The following is an 18,429-nucleotide window of genomic DNA, read 5'->3' as shown; positions in this document are numbered from 1 at the left end:
CCAATTGCGGCACTGATGTGGAGGATGGGAAATGCCAAGCTGGCAAGCTTCTGTATTAAATACTATTTTATCCTATGTGGCACGGCCATCGATCAGCCGAGGTAAGGCCAAACTTCCCCTAAGCCAAGTGCGACAACGCTTATTAGAGCTGGATAAGCGCTGGCTGCCGTGGCCCGAAAAACTCGTTACCGCCTCGATTCCCTTACAACATTCCACCCTGTTGCATTATGTGCTGCTTAATGACACGCCGCGTTTGGGTAATCTGTTTTACATTCGGGGCGGTGGGTTCTGTTTTAAAACACCCCATGCGCACGCAAGACTGGTGGCCGATATCAGTGAGCGTTGCCGCCTCGATACGTTTATCCCGGATTATCGTTTAGCGCCAGAGCATCCGTATCCCGCGCCCTGTGACGATGTGCTCGAGGCTTACCTGCACTTAATTGAGTTGAAAGGCTGCGATAATCTGGTGTTGATGGGCGATTCTGCCGGCGGCAATTTAGCCTTAAGTCTGTTGCTCGAACTTAAAAAGCGCCATCTGCCCACGCCTAAAGCCTGTGTGTTGTTGTCACCCGCGCTCGATTTAGCGATTACCGGCGATACCGAGCTGATTTTGGGGGCGGATGATCCGTTCTTTACCATTGAGTCGCTTTTGCGGCTGCGCGGCGCTTATCTTGCTGGAGCGAATCCCATGTCTGAACGGGTTTCACCTTTACAGGGGAACTTGGCTGACTTGCCGCCACTCTTAGTGATTGCTGGTACGCGCGAGTTACTTTTACAGGACTCAGAACGACTGGTTATGCAAATTAAGGCCTGTGGTGGCGCGGTAGAATCGCGTTTTTATCATAACATGCCCCATGTTTTTCCCCTGTTCCATCTGTTGCCAGAAGCGCTTGAGGCGAGGGAGCAAATTGCAGATTTTGTGCTTTCACAGCTGATTCGTTAAAATTGTGTAGTTATTCATATTCAGTGAATAGCTAGCAAAAATAGGGGTAAATAACTTTTTTTCTGACTAAATATGCTAAAGGCCTCTAGCGTAAACGCTTGTATAGTTCTTAAACTACAATCTTTATGCACTTTGACCCAAAGCATGGCGAATGTTGTTTGTGAAAAACTGGTATTTTGATCACAATTTCGCTAATAATGGCTATTAATAGACACAAGCATACCCTGTATCACTAACTCAAGATAAAGATACGTTGGGGACTCAGACGGCTCCCGAGGCCGTTACATTTAAACAAAGGATGAAGAAGAATGAGCGTTGATATGAAGTTGAATCGTGCCCAGTTTGATGCGGTTATGGTGCCTAACTATGCGCCTGCTGCCGTGATCCCTGTACGTGGCGAAGGAAGCCGAGTATGGGATCAAGAGGGTAACGAGTTTATCGATTTTGCCGGCGGTATCGCGGTAAATTGCTTAGGTCACTGTCATCCCGCCTTAGTGAATGCCTTAAAAACGCAAGGCGAAAAATTATGGCACCTGTCTAACGTGATGACCAACGAGCCAGCGCTTGAGCTTGCGACTAAGTTGGTTAACAGCACTTTTGCTGAGCGTGTGTATTTTGCCAACTCAGGCGCCGAAGCGAACGAAGCGGCACTGAAATTGGCCCGTCGTTATGCCTTAGAAAAATTCGGCGCAGAGAAAGATGAAATTATCGCCTTCGATAAAGCCTTCCACGGCCGTACTTTCTTCACCGTGAGCGTTGGTGGTCAAGCGGCCTATTCAGATGGTTTTGGTCCAAAACCGCAAAGTATCACCCACTTACCCTATAACGATGTTGCGGCATTAGAAGCGGCCGTATCGGATAAAACCTGCGCCATTATGCTTGAGCCACTGCAAGGTGAGGGCGGTATTATCGATGCCGATCCTGCATTCTTAAAAGCGGTTCGCGAATTGGCCAATAAGCACAACGCACTGGTGATTTTCGACGAAGTACAAACCGGTGTCGGCCGTACTGGTGAACTCTACGCTTACATGGGCACCGACATAGTGCCGGATATCCTGACCACGGCTAAAGCGTTGGGTGGCGGTTTCCCTATCGCCGCTATGTTGACTACCGCTGAAATTGCTGAGCACCTGAAAGTGGGTACTCACGGTTCTACTTATGGTGGTAACCCATTAGCTTGCGCTATCGGTAACGCAGTATTAGACGTGGTTAACACACCAGAAGTCTTGAACGGTGTGAAACATCGCGAGCAGTTATTGCGCGATGGTCTGAACAAAATTAATGAAAAATATCATGTTTTCTCTGAAATTCGCGGTAAAGGCTTGCTGTTAGGGGCGGTTCTAAACGAACAGTACCAAGGTCGTTCACGTGACTTTTTAGTAGCGTCTGTTGCGGAAGGCTTAATGAGCCTGATGGCGGGTGCTAACGTGGTACGTTTTGCTCCTTCACTGGTGATCCCTGAGGCAGATATTGCAGAAGGCCTGGCACGTTTTGAGCGTGCTGTGGCGAGCATCGCTGCTGCCTAAGCGACCAAAGGAGTGCTGAATATTATTCGCACTCCTTTTTTGTCAGGGAATACTTGCGTGCATCCATCCTGTCTTTTTCAAGATAGGCGCCTTGTTGCACAGCAAGCTTAAGTGAGGAGACACTAAGATGTTAATCATACGTCCTATTCAGGCAGGCGATTTTGAATCTCTATATCAAATCGCCGAAGAATCTGGCCATGGCTTTACCTCATTGCCAGTCAATGCCGATTTGCTGAGGCATAAAATTGCCCGCGCAGAAGCCTCATTCGTTAAGGTGATTGATAAGCCCTTCGATGAAGGCTATTTGATGGTGCTTGAGGATACCGCGACCCGCGAAGTGGTCGGTACCTGTGCCATCGAAGCCGCCGTAGGTATGGAAGATGCCTTCTACCACTATCGCCTCGGGACCGAGGTCTATCATTCTGAGCAAATCGAAGTTCGCAACGAGGTGGAAACCTTAACCCTGTGCCACGATTACACTGGCGCCGCCGAGCTTTGTACCCTGTTTTTGCGCGAAGGTTATCGCAAAGGGAACAATGGCCGGATGTTGTCCCGCAGCCGTTTTCTGTTTTTGGCACAGCACGCTAAACGCTTTGGTGAGACAGTGATTGCCGAAATGCGTGGCGTGAGCGACACCGCTGGCAATTCTCCCTTCTACTGCTGGTTACAGAAAAACTTCTTAGGCATTGATTTTATTCAGGCGGATTACCTGTCGGGACTAGGCAAAAAAGCCTTTATGGCGGAGATGATGCCCCGTAACCCAGTGTATGTTTGCCTGCTGCCCGAAGAAGCGCAAAAAGTGATTGGCGAAGTGCACACCAATACGCGTCCTGCCTTGAGTTTGCTGCAGGCCGAAGGCTTTAGATGCCGTGGTTATGTGGATATTTTCGATGGCGGTCCAACGGTGGAATGCCGTCTCTCAGATATCCGCGCCGTGCGTGAAAGCCGTCTGCTGACCGTAGATATTGGTGAAATGCCTGAATCCGATAAGCAATTTATTGTCTCTAACACTCAATTAGCCAATTACCGTGCGACCTCCGCTTGTCTTGCTGTCGATGACAAAACTGAGCAGGTGGTAATTAGTCCAGAACTCGCCGAGGGTTTGTTACTCGCAAAAGGCGATCAAATCCGTATTTTGGCAATGTAGGAATAGCAAATGACACATTTTATTAAAGGCCAGTGGCAAGCTGGCAAGGGTCATGATGTGACCTCTAGCAACCCAGCAAATAGCGAAATCATTTGGCGCGGCCAAACGGCAACGGCTGAGCAAGTCAATGCCGCCGTCGATGCCGCCCGTGAAGCTCAGTTCGATTGGTTTATGTTAGGTTTTGATGCGCGTTTAAAGATAGTCGAAGCCTATCGCAGCCAACTCGAAGCGAACAAAGCCGAATTAGCTGAGACGATCGCTCAAGAAACCGGTAAACCTCAATGGGAAACCGCGACAGAAGTCGCTGCCATGATTGGTAAAATTGGCCTGTCGGCCACAGCTTACAACAAGCGTACCGGCACTGAGGCCAATGACACGCCAGCAGGGCGTGCGGTACTGCGCCATAAGCCGCACGGTGTGGTTGCTGTGTTTGGGCCTTATAACTTCCCAGGGCATTTACCCAATGGTCATATAGTGCCAGCGTTGCTCGCGGGCAATACCGTGGTGTTTAAGCCCTCAGAATTAACCCCAAAAGTGGCCGAGTTGATGGTCTCTCTGTGGGAAAAGGCGGGTCTGCCTGTAGGTGTTATCAACTTAGTGCAAGGTGAAGTTGATACGGGTAAAGCGCTGGCGTCGCATCCACAACTCGACGGCCTATTCTTTACCGGTAGCTCTCGCACTGGTCACCTGTTGCACCAGCAATATGCGGGTCATCCGGGTAAGATCCTCGCCTTAGAAATGGGCGGTAATAACCCGCTGATTATTAAAGGCGTCGCCGATATTAAAGCGGCAGTGCACGATATTCTGCAATCGGCCTATATTTCATCTGGCCAGCGTTGTACCTGTGCCCGCAGGCTCTATGTTGAGCAAGGCAAGCAGGGCGATGCCTTAGTCGCCAAGCTGGTTGAAGCGGTGAAGCAGATTAAAGTCGGTCCTTGGAACGCGCAGCCACAGCCATTTATGGGTTCAATGATTTCCGAAGGCGCAGCGAAAGGTATGGTCGCGGCGCAGGCTAACTTGCAGAACTTAGGCGGTGTGTCGCTGGTTGAACTCACTCATTTGCAGGCGGGAACAGGCTTAGTCTCCCCCGGAATTATCGATGTGACTGCGGTGAGCGAGTTACCCGATGAGGAATATTTCGGACCATTGCTGCAATTAGTGCGCTACAGCGATTTTGACCAGGCGATTAAGCTTGCTAACCAAACCCGTTATGGTTTGTCTGCGGGTATCTTGGCCGATAGTCGTGATGATTATGAGTATTTCCTCGCCCGCATTCGTGCGGGAATTGTGAACTGGAACAAGCAGATCACTGGTGCTTCGGGTGCTGCTCCCTTTGGCGGCGTAGGCGCTTCGGGTAACCACAGGGCGAGTGCATTTTATGCCGCTGATTACTGTGCTTACCCCGTTGCCTCCGTTGAGGCGGATGCGGTGAGCTTACCCGCAAGTTTAAGCCCAGGGTTAAGTTTAGAGTGACATCATTGAGGAAGAACCTAGGTTCTTCCTTTTTCATCACAAGCAGTAACGTTACTTGGGCTGCTACTGAGCGCCGTTGTGCAGCAAGTGGCTAGGGTCGTTATATTGAGTGCGAGCGGCAAAACAATACGCACTATAGTCGCAGCACAATAAAAGGAGTTTTTATGCACACAGATATCAATGCGTTATTTGCCGCCCTCTGGCAAGACTATATTCAAATGACCCCATCTGCGGCCAAGGTGCACGAGCTACTCGGTCACGGCAAGCCGATTATCAACGACCATATCGCCCTGCGTACTTTTAACATCGCTAAGGTGAATTTAGCCGTATTGGCCGAACACTTTACCTCTTTAGGTTATGTGGCTTGTGGTGATTATAAGTTTGAACAGAAAAAACTGGTGGCTAAGCATTTTGAGCACCCAGATGCGACTCAGCCAAAGGTGTTTATTTCTGAGTTATTGGTGGAAGAGTTTAGCCCATCATTGCAAAGCACTATCCAAGGTTTGATTGCTCAAGTGGATGAAGAGGCGACTAAAGCAGATAACTTTATCTATTCGGGTCGCCATTGGTCACTGGATGCTAAGACCTATGAGACGCTGCTCGAAGAGAGCGAATATGCGGCTTGGGTAGCGGCCTTTGGCTATCGTGCGAACCATTTCACTGTCTCTATCAATCACCTCGAGGGCTTCGAGACATTAGAGTCTGTGAATGATGCGCTTAAGCAAGCGGGCTTTGTGCTCAATAGTGCAGGTGGCGAGATCAAAGGTTCGCCAGAGGTGTTACTGGAACAATCATCGACCATGGCTGATAAAATCGCAGTGGCATTTAGCGATGCAACGGTTGAGATCCCAAGCTGCTTCTATGAATTTGCCCTGCGTTATCCCAAGGCGAATGGCGAGCTGTACACTGGGTTCGTGGCTGCATCAGCCGATAAGATTTTTGAGAGCACCAACGCGAAAAAGGGCTAATGAATTAAGGTAGTTGTTGAGTCATCTTAAACAAAAACGCCATCGATAGATGGCGTTTTTATTGGTGGCACTAGAGCAACACTCAGAGCAAATAGTTAGCTCAATACTTGTTCGCTAAGCACTCTTAGCTAAGCACTCGTTAGCTAAAGACCAGTTCAATACTGAGGCCTGATAAGTGGCTGCTGTGCTTAAACTTAAGCTCAATGCCGTATTGCTCGGCAATTTCTTTCACTATCGATAACCCTAGACCATGGCCCATCACAGATTCATCGAGTCGCGTACCCCTTTGGGTGAGTTTATCGAGTTCGTCGTCTGCAACACCTGGACCATCATCATCTATGCTGAGGCAGAGCTTGTTCTGTTCCTTCCACAGTTTAACCGTGACTTGGCTGCTCGCCCATTTAAAGGCGTTATCGAGCAGATTCCCTAAGAGCTCCATACCATCTTCCCTATGGATGGGCAGGCGCTGGATACTAGGGTCAAGCTCAAAGTTGCAGTCGATGCTTTTGCTTCTATGCACTTTGTTGAGGGTATTGGCGAGGCTGTGAAGATCCCTCGGTACCACTAACTGGGCGGCAGGTAACATATCACCGGTGATCCGCGCCGCAGCAAGTTTACGTTCGACCATTTTATGGATAGCGTCGAGCTGTTGTTGCAGCGCCATGGCGGTATCGGGATCTTTCAGCCCTAAGGCTTCAACCTGTTGCTGCATCACCGCCAATGGGGTTTTCAGCCCATGGCTTAAGTTACCTAAGTTATTACGACTACGCTCAATTTGCTTGGCGGTGTATTCCAATAACTCGTTGTAGGTCTTGGCTAGCGGTTGCACTTCGGGCGGAATGTTATTCAGCTCTAAGGCGTTAATCTCGCCCTCCTGCAGACGGGAGAGTGCATGTTGGATCTGTTTTACCGGTTTAAAGGATTGACGCAGGATCAAGAAGATCCCCGCGATCATAGCCACCAACATGGCGAGGTTAATCCCAAGCTTAGTGCCATAGACCTCACTAAACACGCGCCGACCGATACTCAAATCCTGCGCTACCGTTAGGGTTGCGGTGACATTGGCGCTGCTGGAGTTTAGCCCTAGGGATAATAGCTGCATGTCATTGTTTTTCGGCCCTTTTGCCTGCCAGACGCGGGTCTGGTTTGGCGCTAAAGGTTCGATATCGAGCTGCATGTCCCACAGGGAGCGGGAACGGATCACTTCATTGGGCAGGTTGAGCTGGAAATAACGCCCCGAATAGGCGGGGCGGTAGAAGCTCGATAGTTGGCTCTGATCGATATGGATCTCCCCATTATTGATATGGGTTGCCAACATGATGTGCTCAAGATCTTCTTCTAAGCGGTTGATAATGGAGTCGTGAAACGCTTGACGCAGCATGGACTCAAACAATATGAGTCCAATCACTGTGCCTAACACTAATAAGCCCGTTAACCATAAACTGAGCTTAGTGCGAATAGAGATCATGCAGTCAGGCCGTGGAAGATATAACCTTGGCCGCGGCGGGTTTCAATCGCGGTTTTGCCGAGTTTTTTACGCAGGTGAGTCACGTAAACTTCAACCACGTTACTCTCTTTCTCGTCATCAAACTGATAGAGCTTGTCGGTCAGTTGTGCCTTAGATAACAGCTTCTTGGGCGACATGAGGAAGATTTTTAACAGCCTGAACTCCATGGCGGTCAACTCATACAAATGCTCACCAACGCTCACCGTCTGCTCGGCCTCATCTAAGGTGACGCCCCCATAGCTCAACTGTTTACTCGGATTATTTAATCGGCCATGCGCGCGGTGAATAAGCGCCTGGATACGCGCAAGTAATTCCTGTGCATGGAAGGGTTTACCCAAATAATCATCGGCGCCGGCATTAAAGCCTTCGACCTTTTCATGCCATTGGCTTCGAGCCGTCAGCATAATAACCGGTGTGCTAATGCCTTGATTACGCCAACCTTCGAGTAATTCCAGTCCATTGCCGTCGGGGAGGCCAATGTCTAAAATCACGCAGTCGTATTGGGTTTCTTTAACGAGGTAATCGGCTTCAACTGCTTTGTCAGTAATATCGGTAACGTAGCCAGCCTGTTTGAGTTGTTTCTCCAGTTCGGAGACCAACATCGGATTATCTTCAACGAGTAGCAGTTTCATGTTTTCGACATTCGCTCGGTAGTGCGGTGGAGTGTTCGAGCTGACCATTGGTGGCATCAATACTCAGATTCACTATTTGGCCGCGTTGCACTTTGATTTGTAAATCATAGCGCCATTTATGATCTTCTTGATAGAGATGGGCGTCAATTAGTTCGCCTTGGCAAAATTGATTCACCACGGCAAGGGTGCCATTGAGGGATAAAATTTGCCCGGAATTGACTAAAGCCTTGGCTTGATAATGTTCTAATTCAATCGGTTCGGCGTGAATTATTGTTGGATGCACCAGCGTAAACAGACTGAAAAAACAGATAAAAAACAGCCGTTTCATTTATGCTCCCCAATAAAAAATGGCCTAGATTTTATGCTAGGCCACTTTAATGAAACAGGCTTAAATCAAGCTGAAGTCTATCTTAACGGGTACCATATACCACAATGGTTTTACCGTGTGCTTGAATGAGATTTTGCTCTTCAAGCATCTTTAAGATACGACCCACAGTTTCGCGGGAGCAACCGACGATCTGACCAATTTCTTGGCGAGTGATCTTAATTTGCATGCCGTCAGGGTGAGTCATTGCATCGGGTTGCTTAGCTAAGTGCAACAATGTCTGGGCAATACGGCCAGCCACATCGAGGAATGCTAAATTACCCACTTTCTGGCTAGTGCTTTGTAGGCGATACGCCATTTGAGCCGATAGCTTCATCAGAATTTCGGGGTTAACTTGGATTAATTGCTTGAACTTCTTATAAGAGATTTCAGCAATTTCACATGCTTGTTTCGCACGAACCCAAGCAGTACGTTCAGCTTGTTCTTCGAACAATCCTAACTCACCGATAAAGTCGCCTTGATTAAGATAAGAAAGGATCATCTCCTTACCTTCTTCATCTTTAATCAATACCGCTACAGAACCTTTTACGATGTAATAAAGGGTATCTGAGTCTTCACCAGCATGGATCAAGGTGCTTTTAGCGGGATACTTATGAATGTGACAGTGTGATAAAAACCATTCCAAAGTTGGGTCCGGTTTTGGCTTACCAATCAGAGCCATGTCGATGTTCCTCGATTGATTAAAACGAAAGTAAGAATATTCTAAATAAGCATTTTACGTCAATTACACTCATAAAAACTTGATACACCTCTTAGTTTAGAATGAGTGAATAAATGCAATTAACCACCTAAAATTAGAGCTTATTTTGCTACTTTAGTGATATTAGTCAACTAAATCGGTGCCAAACTCACTGGATTCACTTAACTCTGTAGAGTTAATCACATCTTATAAAGGCTTTTAAGGGTTTTTGCGAAGAAAATAACCTCAATTGCGACTAATGAATCAAAGGAATGGGATAATTGCGGCCCCTTAAGGGTTATTTCTATTTAATATAGGTTCGATTACGCCGATTTAGGCTCGACTTATGGGAATAATTCAGGCTAACTTGAGGGCGCGGTTGTTTTTCGTAAAGAGGTTACCAGGTGAAATACAGACAATGGGTTTTAGGCGCCGGATTCACTTTATCCCTAGGGATGAGTGCTGCCGCGCACGCATTTTCTATTCCACAGCCAGCCAATGAAGTTGCGGCGAGTAAATTTGTGCACATTCAAGTGCAGGCAGAGCAGGGCGATGCCGATGCGCAATTTTTACTGGGGCTGATGTTTCTCTCTGGACGTTACGTACAGCAAGAAGTGCCGACCGGATTACATTGGATGACACTTGCCGCCGAACAGCAACACGAAAAGGCGCAGCAAACCTTAGCGGATCTCTCCTTTGAAGGGCAATTAGTGAAGCGTGACTTAGCCGTGGCCGAACGTTGGTATAAGGATATGGGCGAGCGCGGTAATCGCTGGGCGCAGTTCCGTTTAGGCTTTATTTATGCCTCGGGTGGCGATGGCATTGCGCGTAACTGCGGTAAAGCCGTAGAGCAATTTACCCGCGTGGGGGATGATATTGCCCTTGGCAATGTGGCGTGGATTTTAGCAACTTGCCCCGAAGCCGAATATCGCGATGGTAATAAAGCGCTCGAGTTATCCTTGCAGCTGCTGAAAGTGAACGAGAACGATCCTACTAATCTTGATAACTTAGCGGCCGCCTATGCCGAAGTCGGTGATTTTGGCGCCGCGGTATCGACCCAGCAAAAAGCGATAGCCGCCTTAAAGATGACGGCCGAAGCCACCAAGACCGATGAGTTTCAGCAACGCCTGCACAGCTATGAGCAAAAGCGCGCCTACCGTGAGACTTTGCGTTTACTCGATTAACATCGTCTGTGGTTGCTTGTCTTGTTATCAGCCCGAGCTATGCTCGGGCTGATTGTTTTTATGGATTGCTTTTACGGATTGTTTCTGATGCCTTGTTTATTCGCGTTAGCGGATTGGGCTTATGCGAGCGGCCAAGAATGTAAGATTTGATACTCCACGCCGCGTCCGCCATTGGTGGAAAGATACAAATGCAGCTGCTCGGGTGCGAGCGTGAGTTCAAGCATCGAAGCTTGGATGACTTTCTGCTGTACCAGCTCCTTAAGCGTTAGCTCTCTGACCAAGATGCCTGACGGCTTTGCCTTTCTAAACAAGCTGATATGGGGCCGGAACGGATGCTCACTGAGATGTAATTGCAACTTCTGTGCTAAATCCTGCGCCTGAGATGCGAGTAAATCTAACTCAGGACTGATGCTATCCCCCTTTAAACAACAGACCTGCGCCTTAGGCCACACGGCGATGCTATCGAGCGTGACGCTAAATTTAGGCCTAGCTAGCTTATCGACACTATCGAGCAACTGTGCCACTTGAGTCGGATTGGCGAGCCCTAAAAAGGCGAGGGTTAAGTGCAAATTGTTTTGCGTCACAGCTTTGGCATTAGGCGCTAACTGTGACCTCAAGCTTTGCTGTAATTGCAGCAGTTGTTGCCGCTGTATGCTCGTGGGGGCAAACCCAAGGAAGAGTCGTTGTAACACCTGTTTATCTCCATCACCTACTCAAACGCCAAACATAAGCTATGCTTTTGTTTGGTATTACAGAAATTCCCGCTGTAATGGTTAATGATAGACTTTAGACGACTTGAGATTCATCGCGGGAAGTGTAGAAATAATACCTTAAATGGACTTGTAGGTAAGGAAATCCCTTTTCATGTCAGATGGTTTAGCAAATCCACTCCAACAGGCATTAGTGACGATTTTTAGCGAAACGCCACTAGAAACCCTAGAGCAAAATGTTGATCAAGCCTTAGAAGCAATCACATTACAACTTCACTGTGATGGGGTATTTGTGCTGACAGGCAGTTTAGCCTTAGATCATCTGCGTACCCGCAATTTGTACTTAAAACCGCAATTTAGCCAGGGCCAACAGACACGAGTCTGGCCATTGGCGCGTATGCCGTTTTTTCGCTCCTTAGTCAGAACTCCTACGCTGCTGAATCTCCCCGATGTCGATACCTTGCCTGCGGAGGCCCAAGCGGAGCGGGCATTACTGCGGGATTGGAACGTTAAAAGCCTATTGGTGTTACCGCCTGTGGTGTTTGGCGAAACCCGTATTGCCCTCGGCGCGGTCAATTGCTCCGAATGCTGCGAGTGGAGCGAGGAGTTTATTCAGGAATTTCAGCATGCGGCGGTGATGATTGGCTCGGCGATGGAACTCACCCGTATCGCCCACGATATGTTGGCCAGTGAGCACAGATACCGCGAAGTCTTTAATCAGCTGCCTTTAGCCTGCGCCTTGCTCGATAAACAGAACCAACTGACTATGCTGAACAAAGTGGCGTTGCAAACCCTGCCAGTGCAGCATGGATACGATTTATTCAGCATGGTGCGCGAAGAGGAGCATGCCATGCTCACCGACACGCTGCACATGGTGCGCGAAGGCGTATTGGGGCAAGCCTGGTGTGAGTTGCCCCTAAAATCGAATCAACAGCTTGATTGGCTGAGGTTGAGCTTTAGCCAAATCCACGGCAATAAAGACACACTAGTGATGATTGCCGAAGATGTTAGTGAAAAATATCGCCTCGCCGATGAGCTATCCTTCCATGCGAATTATGATGCCTTGACTGGGTTACCGAATCGGCTGCATTTTGAGGCCTTGCTCGAAAACCTGCTGCAAACCAAAGATGATATGCCCACCTGCGTGGCCTTTATCGACGTCGATCAGTTTCAGGTGATCAACAATGTGAGCGGCCATCAGGCGGGTGATAAGCTATTGTGTCAGTTAGCATTACGTCTTAAACAACTGGTGCGTAAGGGCGATATTGTCGCGCGCTTGGGCGGAGATGAGTTTGGGATTTTAATGCATTATTGCAATGTGGATTCGGCTCAGCATATCGCGAATCGGATCTGCACTCAGTTAGCAACCCACGAGTTTATTTGGGAAAACCGTTGCCACAATGTCAGTGTTAGCATGGGGATCGCTAAGCTCGAAAAGTCTGCAACGGATATTTATACGGTAATGAGTCAGGCCGATGCGGCCTGTCGTCTTGCTAAGGATAAGGGCCGCAACGGCTGGCACTTGTACAGTGCCAAAGATCCTAAAATGACCCGCCTCTATACCGAGATGATGGCCTCAGTCGATATCGTTAGCGCTCTTGCACTAAATCAATTTGAGCTGTATTTCCAAAGCATTGCCCCGTTAAGTCGCGAAGAATCCGGCCTGCATTTAGAGGTGCTACTGCGGATGGTGCAGGCCAATGGCACTATTGTTTCGCCGGCGATCTTTCTCCCTGCGGCGGAGCGTTATAACTTGGCGGCCAAGGTCGACTTGTGGGTAATAGATAATCTGCTGAAGTGGGGCAGTAGCCATTTAGATATTTGGCAACAGCTGGAGTTGGTCTCGGTCAACCTGTCGGCGACCTCGTTAGGTGACAGCGAGTTTATGAATTGGCTCGAAATGCGCCTGATGACCGAACCTGAGCTGGTGGATAAGCTCTGCATTGAGATCACCGAAACCGCCGCGGTGAGCCAATTAGATCAGGCCACTAAATTGATTGAAGTGCTGAGGCCATTAAATTGCCAACTCGCGTTGGATGACTTTGGCGCGGGATTTTCAAGCTTTGCCTACCTTAAACGCTTGAACGTGGATTATGTCAAAATCGACGGCCAGTTTGTGATTAATCTCTGCGAAGACGAGGCTGACCAAGCCATCATCAAAGCCATTTGTCAGTTAGGACAAGATATGGGCTTCGATGTGGTGGCAGAGTTTGTTGAATCAAAAGAAATCGCATTAAAGTTGAAAAGCTTAGGCGTGGATTATGCGCAGGGCTATGCCATCAATAAGCCCGCGCCACTACTGACCTTGACCTCAGGACTCGCTCAGCATTGGATGCTGGATTAGTCATATTTTCGATGGGCAATTTTTTAAAATCCGCAATTCTTAATCTATAAGTGATTAATTTATCAATATTAATCCGATTGTGACTCCACGCCATTTGGGCTGCGACAGATTGTCGCGCCCAGCCGACTTTTGATTGCGCTTCCTCCGCTAGTAACAACAATACCCCCACAAAAATCATTAAAAACAATATGTAGGGGAATATCGTGCTGTATCAACCTATCAAATTAGCCGTTATTTTTGCGGGAGTGCTCGGCACCGCTGTACCTCAATTGGCTTGGTCTGCTGAGGCGAGCGATTGTGGTGAAGATAAAAAATGTCATGATTATCTGCGGGTATCTGGCGATGTGATGCGCCAGCCTGTTCATCTAGTGAGCGATCCTAAACAGAACCGTTTGCCATTGCCTGCCTACGATGGCTCGGGATTTTTACGTTCGATCCCTGGATTTAACATCACCCGCAAAGGCGGCTCCGGTGGCGACCCTATGTTTCGGGGGCTGGGCGGCTCGCGTTTAAACATAGTCGATGATGGTCAGCATGTGTATGGCGCCTGTGGTGGACGTATGGACCCACCGACAAACTATATTTATCCCGAAAGCTACGATCAGATAACGGTAATCAAAGGGCCACAGACGGTGAAGTACGGCCCTGTCGGCACTGCGGGCACAATTCTATTTGAGAAAAACCGCCATCGCTTTAACCAGGCGGATCTTGAAGGCCGAGCCAGCGCTACGGGCGGCAGTTTCGATAGGCGAGATGCCATGGTGGAGCTGAGCGCTGGGGATAAGAATTACTACCTTGATTTCGATATGAATCAATCCAGTAGTGACCATTATGAAGATGGAAATGGCAACAAAGTACAATCGAGTTATGACCGGCAAAACGCCAATCTCGCCTTGGGGTGGACACCGACAGAGCGCACTGTACTTGAGTTGGCCTACGGTGAGTCGAGCGGCGAAGCCGAGTATGCCGACAGGTTAAACAAGGCGCGTCAAATCGATAATCGTGATGCGGCGCTACTGCTACAACACGAGTTTGAATCGAGCTGGCTAACGGCGGTCGAACTGCAAGCCTTTAGCAATAAAAACGACCACATTATGGATAGGTTCGATGAAGGGGTTAATTCCGGTGCCAATGTGCGGCGGATGACAGAGGGCGGCCATTTGTGGTTCGAGTTAGCGCCACTCGATGCTCTGGATGTCACTCTTGGACTGGATTATATGTCCAGCAAACATGATGGTCGCAGCATGGCGCCCGGCGATGTTGGGCTAAATGACTTGCTCAATAAACCCTTTAAAGAGGATATGCGCTATCAAAACTATGGGCTGTTTGCCGAGTCGCGCTATCGTTTTGAAGAGGGCGAGCTTGGGCGTAGTAGTCTGCTTGCAGGATTGAGAATCGACGACTGGAATAGCGAGCTCTTGATTGCTCAGCAGGGTGAGCGGGACGATACCCTCTACAGCGGATACCTGCGTTATGAGTTTCAAACCGCGCAGCACCAATATTATGCAGGCTTTGGCTCGGCGCAGCGGATGCCGGATTATTGGGAGATTATGAAGGCCAGCGCCGATAACCCCGCACAAAAAGCCTTTGACCTGAAAGCGGAAACCACCAATCAGTTCGATATAGGTTGGATTTATCAGGGGCCTGTCGAGGCTTCGGTGTCACTCTTCTATGGTGAGATTGCGGACTATATTCTGATTGATTCCAGCGGCCAAGCCACCCTTGCCCGTAATATCGATGCGAGTCTCTACGGCGGAGAGGCCAGTCTAGATTATGCGTTGAATGAGCAGTGGTCGAGCCAACTCACGGTAAGTTATACCCATGGCGAAAACGATACCGACAAGGTCGCGCTTGGGCAAATATCGCCGTTAGAGGCCAGATTAACCATTAACTATCAATGGCAAAGTTGGACCATGGCGGCGCAGTGGCGAGTGGTGGCCGCGCAGGACCGTTACACCTTAGGTCATGGCAACATTGTGGGACAAGACTTAGGCCCGAGCAGCGGTTTTGGTACCTTGGCGCTCAATGCTTCTTGGTCATATAACAAGGAATTATCCTTAATTTTGGGTGTCGAAAACCTGTTTGATACCGCCTATGCCGAGCATGTGAGTAAGGCGGGTACGGGGAACGATCTGCCGGGCAGTGAGGCCATGTTTAGGGTCAATGAGCCGGGCCGTAATCTCTGGGCTAAGTTGACCTATCAGTTCTAACTCGGCTTATTTGTACTATTGGCGCCCCGAGAGTCTTGCTGTTGGGGCGATGTTATTTTTAAGGCAAGCCAATGCCAAACTGCGGCGTATCAAAGCTAAGGCCGCGGGAGGGACACTGCCTAAGGCCTATGTTAAACTTCCCCATCATTTTTATCTGTTGATACTGTTGCATTGAACAATCTACCCATTCATTCCTTATTGCCATCCTTGCGCGATGCCTTTGCGAAACATGCGCAAGTGATCCTCGAAGCGCCAACGGGTGCGGGTAAATCGACCGCATTGCCCTTAGCCATGCTGGATTGGCCTGAGATTTCTGGGCGGATTTTAATGCTGGAGCCCAGGCGTGTTGCTGCCCGTAGCGTGGCGCAATTTATTGCCAGTTGTCGGCAACAGGCGGTAGGGCAAGAGGTAGGTTATCGCGTGCGCGGCGAGTCAAAGGTCAGTGGTGAAACTCGACTTGAGATTGTCACCGAGGGGATTTTAACTCGCATGATCCAGCAAGATCCTGAATTAACAGGCATCGAGATGATCATTTTCGACGAGATCCACGAGCGGCATTTGACCACAGATCTCGGTTTAGCCTTGGCGCTCGAAGTGCAAAGCTCGCTGCGGGACGACTTAAAAATCCTCGCCATGTCGGCAACCTTATCTGGCCTGACATTGGCCGAGTTGATGCCCGATGCCGCCCTGCTACAGAGTGAAGGACGCAGTTTCCCGGTCGAAATTCGCTATCGCCCCGTTGCAGGGCAGCAGCATTGGCTCGACCATTTAAGCCGCGTTGTGCTCGATGCAGCGACATCATTAAGTGATAACGGCCCGCAGGATATTTTGGTGTTTTTGCCCGGTAAAGCCGAAATCCTTAGAGTGGCGCAGTATCTAGAAGAGCGCCTCGATAACAGTCGCGTGACGGTGTGCCCACTCTATGGCGAGCTATCGGCGCAGGAGCAGGACAGGGCGATAAAGGCCGACAGCAGCAGGCGCAAAATTGTGCTCTCCACCAACGTGGCCGAATCGAGCTTGACCATCGAGGGCATTGGCCTTGTTATCGACAGCGGTTATAAACGCCAAGCCAGTTTTAATCCTAAAACTGGGGTGACACGTTTAAGCCTTAAGCGCATCAGCCAAGCCTCGGCAACCCAGCGTGCTGGCCGTGCGGGGCGTTTGACGGCGGGCGAGTGTATCCGTTTATGGGGCCAAGAGGAGCATCAACGTCTGCTCAAGGCCGATGAGCCCGAAATCAGCCAAGCCGACTTAGTTGCCATGGCTCACGACTGTGCCTACTGGGGCGCGAAATCCTTCAGCGACTTACTGTTATTGACTGCACCGCCCACGGTGAACGAGGCATTAGCTTGGCAACTGCTTCAGCGTTTAGGCATGGTTGATGAACAAAACAAGCTGACTGCGCATGGCAAAGCGGCCTATGAGCTGGGGTGTCATCCGCGCCTCGCCCATATGTTATTGGTGGCCAAATCTCGCGATGAACATCAACTGGCGGCCTTAGCCTGTTTACTGGCGGGGATTTTAGAGGCGCGGGGATTGCCACGCAAAGGCGCCGATATTATGAATTATTTGCACTTTGCCACCCAAGGCAGTGCGGGGCAGCAGGCCAAACAATGGCTTAAAAAGCTGGCGCTAGATAAGCAATTTACTCAGGCCGATTTAGTGGCCGTCGCCTCCCATTCCCATCATCAGGATGTCGGTTTGCTGTTGGCGCTGGCTTATCCCGACCGGATTGCCAAATCCCGTGGTGTTGAGGGGTATCAATTGGCCAATGGAACGGGTGTGGTGCTCAACGCCGAAGATGCCTTAGCGCAAACGCCTTGGTTGGTGGTGGCAGATTTTCAAGAAACCGAAGGCAAGAATGCCGGGCGGATTTATCTCGCCAGTCCATTATCACCAAGTCTGTTCGATGAGGAATTGGCCGAGCTGGTGGAGCGTTATGACCAATGCGGCTGGGATGAAGCTAAAGGCCGCGCTGTGGCCGAACGCCAAACCAAAGTCGGGCAGATTTTACTGAAATCAGAGGCTATCGCTAATCCGAATCGCGGCCAAATTGTAGCGGCATTACTGAGTTACATTCGTCAGCAGGGGTTACAAATCCTTAATTGGCACGATAACTTAGCGCAGTTTCAGGCTCGATTACAGTTAGCGCGCGATTTAGATCCGAATGCCGATTGGCCGGATATGAGCGATGCCGCGCTGCTGGCAAACCTTGAAACATGGCTGGCGCCCTACCTTGAAAATGTGAATAATCTGCCGCAATTACAAAAACTCGATTGCTTTAGTTTGCTGGTAAACCAATTAACTTGGTCACAGCAACAGGCACTCGATGCGCTGTTGCCCACCTCATGGCCGTTAGCCACGGGCACCTTCGCGCCGATATTGTACGATGCTTCGGGGCGAGCCTTGCTGCGGGTACGTTTGCAGGAAACCTTTGGCATGGCAGACAGCCCGCTACTGGCCCAAGGTAAGCTGAAGGTGACGATGGAATTGCTGTCACCGGCGCAGCGCCCCTTGGCTCTAACAGCGGATCTCGCGAGTTTTTGGCAAGGGCCCTATGTGGAAGTGAAAAAAGAAATGCGTGGGCGTTATCCTAAACACCTGTGGCCGGACGACCCTGCCAATACGCAGCCCACAAAATTTACCAAGAAGAAAACCTTAGGTTTATCTCAGTCATAGCCTTTAGACTGCTTTGATTTACAACCTTGTGTTGTGCCTGTG

14 protein-coding genes are annotated in these 18,429 nt (G+C 49.5%); 9 read left to right on the top strand and 5 right to left on the bottom strand.

What is annotated here, in order from left to right:
* Positions 1-31: 31 nt before the first annotated feature.
* From M0415_RS11115 to M0415_RS11095, 5 genes are all read left to right on the top strand, one after another.
* Positions 32-943: an alpha/beta hydrolase gene (locus M0415_RS11115; protein WP_249553618.1), complete on the top strand. Its 912-nt coding sequence runs from the start codon at positions 32-34 to the stop codon at positions 941-943.
* Between the two features lie 308 nt (positions 944-1,251).
* Positions 1,252-2,469, top strand: coding sequence for an aspartate aminotransferase family protein (locus M0415_RS11110; RefSeq protein ID WP_220054625.1), 1,218 nt, complete (start codon positions 1,252-1,254; stop codon positions 2,467-2,469).
* 127 nt (positions 2,470-2,596) lie between these two features.
* The gene (astA, locus tag M0415_RS11105; protein WP_220057273.1) at positions 2,597-3,616 is read left to right on the top strand and encodes an arginine N-succinyltransferase; all 1,020 of its coding nucleotides are present in this window, start codon (positions 2,597-2,599) and stop codon (positions 3,614-3,616) included.
* A gap of 9 nt (positions 3,617-3,625) precedes the next feature.
* Positions 3,626-5,089, top strand: a complete 1,464-nt coding sequence (gene astD / locus M0415_RS11100; RefSeq protein ID WP_249553620.1) for a succinylglutamate-semialdehyde dehydrogenase — start codon at positions 3,626-3,628, stop codon at positions 5,087-5,089.
* 164 nt (positions 5,090-5,253) lie between these two features.
* Positions 5,254-6,057 carry a DUF1338 domain-containing protein gene (locus M0415_RS11095; RefSeq protein WP_011715801.1) on the top strand — a complete coding sequence of 268 codons (804 nt, stop codon included), beginning with the start codon at positions 5,254-5,256 and terminating at the stop codon, positions 6,055-6,057.
* Positions 6,058-6,196: 139 nt separating this feature from the next.
* Here the strand turns inward: M0415_RS11095 and M0415_RS11090 are convergent, their stop codons facing one another.
* From M0415_RS11090 to crp, 4 genes are all read right to left on the bottom strand, one after another.
* The gene (locus tag M0415_RS11090) at positions 6,197-7,525 is read right to left on the bottom strand and encodes an ATP-binding protein (RefSeq protein ID WP_220057276.1); all 1,329 of its coding nucleotides are present in this window, start codon (positions 7,523-7,525) and stop codon (positions 6,197-6,199) included.
* Positions 7,522-8,196 (bottom strand): response regulator transcription factor, encoded by a 675-nt coding sequence (locus M0415_RS11085; RefSeq protein WP_011621416.1) that lies wholly within the window; start codon positions 8,194-8,196, stop codon positions 7,522-7,524. Before M0415_RS11085 ends, M0415_RS11090 begins: the two co-directional genes overlap by 4 nt.
* Positions 8,177-8,524 (bottom strand): PepSY domain-containing protein, encoded by a 348-nt coding sequence (locus tag M0415_RS11080; protein ID WP_011621417.1) that lies wholly within the window; start codon positions 8,522-8,524, stop codon positions 8,177-8,179. Before M0415_RS11080 ends, M0415_RS11085 begins: the two co-directional genes overlap by 20 nt.
* An 82-nt stretch (positions 8,525-8,606) precedes the next feature.
* Positions 8,607-9,242, bottom strand: coding sequence for a cAMP-activated global transcriptional regulator CRP (crp, locus tag M0415_RS11075; protein WP_011070954.1), 636 nt, complete (start codon positions 9,240-9,242; stop codon positions 8,607-8,609).
* 422 nt (positions 9,243-9,664) lie between these two features.
* Here crp and M0415_RS11070 point away from each other — a divergent pair, with 422 nt between their 5' ends.
* A complete protein-coding gene (locus tag M0415_RS11070; RefSeq protein ID WP_220054630.1) occupies positions 9,665-10,444 on the top strand; it encodes a tetratricopeptide repeat protein in 780 nt (259 codons plus the stop codon).
* A gap of 119 nt (positions 10,445-10,563) precedes the next feature.
* Here the strand turns inward: M0415_RS11070 and thpR are convergent, their stop codons facing one another.
* Positions 10,564-11,136 carry an RNA 2',3'-cyclic phosphodiesterase gene (gene thpR, locus M0415_RS11065; protein ID WP_249553627.1) on the bottom strand — a complete coding sequence of 191 codons (573 nt, stop codon included), beginning with the start codon at positions 11,134-11,136 and terminating at the stop codon, positions 10,564-10,566.
* 172 nt (positions 11,137-11,308) lie between these two features.
* On the opposite strand from thpR, the gene M0415_RS11060 reads away from it, so the two are divergent.
* The 3 genes from M0415_RS11060 (at position 11,309) to hrpB (ending at position 18,387) form a co-directional block, all read left to right on the top strand.
* Positions 11,309-13,498 (top strand): putative bifunctional diguanylate cyclase/phosphodiesterase, encoded by a 2,190-nt coding sequence (locus M0415_RS11060; protein ID WP_249553629.1) that lies wholly within the window; start codon positions 11,309-11,311, stop codon positions 13,496-13,498.
* 203 nt (positions 13,499-13,701) lie between these two features.
* Complete coding sequence (locus M0415_RS11055) at positions 13,702-15,708, top strand: TonB-dependent copper receptor (RefSeq protein WP_249553631.1); 2,007 nt, start codon at positions 13,702-13,704, stop codon at positions 15,706-15,708.
* Positions 15,709-15,879: 171 nt separating this feature from the next.
* Entirely contained in the window at positions 15,880-18,387 is a 2,508-nt protein-coding gene (gene hrpB, locus M0415_RS11050; RefSeq protein WP_249553633.1) for an ATP-dependent helicase HrpB, read from the top strand.
* Positions 18,388-18,429 lie beyond the last annotated feature (42 nt).

Source organism: Shewanella sp. 10B (genome assembly GCF_023475885.1).
GTDB classification, from domain to species: Bacteria; Pseudomonadota; Gammaproteobacteria; order Enterobacterales; family Shewanellaceae; genus Shewanella; species Shewanella mangrovisoli.
The sequence above is the reverse complement of the archived record's forward strand: the minus strand, read 5'-3'. Positions and strand labels throughout refer to the sequence as shown.

Bases quoted from the DNA above. Each gene is read 5' to 3' on its own strand.
- M0415_RS11085 (WP_011621416.1), bottom strand. From the start codon at position 8,196: ATGAAACTGCTACTCGTTGAAGATAATCCGATGTTGGTCTCCGAACTG.
- astD (WP_249553620.1), top strand. From the start codon at position 3,626: ATGACACATTTTATTAAAGGCCAGTGGCAAGCTGGCAAGGGTCATGAT.
- M0415_RS11060 (WP_249553629.1), top strand. From the start codon at position 11,309: ATGTCAGATGGTTTAGCAAATCCACTCCAACAGGCATTAGTGACGATT.
- M0415_RS11115 (WP_249553618.1), top strand. From the start codon at position 32: ATGCCAAGCTGGCAAGCTTCTGTATTAAATACTATTTTATCCTATGTG.
- astA (WP_220057273.1), top strand. From the start codon at position 2,597: ATGTTAATCATACGTCCTATTCAGGCAGGCGATTTTGAATCTCTATAT.
- M0415_RS11095 (WP_011715801.1), top strand. From the start codon at position 5,254: ATGCACACAGATATCAATGCGTTATTTGCCGCCCTCTGGCAAGACTAT.
- crp (WP_011070954.1), bottom strand. From the start codon at position 9,242: ATGGCTCTGATTGGTAAGCCAAAACCGGACCCAACTTTGGAATGGTTT.
- M0415_RS11080 (WP_011621417.1), bottom strand. From the start codon at position 8,524: ATGAAACGGCTGTTTTTTATCTGTTTTTTCAGTCTGTTTACGCTGGTG.
- M0415_RS11110 (WP_220054625.1), top strand. From the start codon at position 1,252: ATGAGCGTTGATATGAAGTTGAATCGTGCCCAGTTTGATGCGGTTATG.
- M0415_RS11090 (WP_220057276.1), bottom strand. From the start codon at position 7,525: ATGATCTCTATTCGCACTAAGCTCAGTTTATGGTTAACGGGCTTATTA.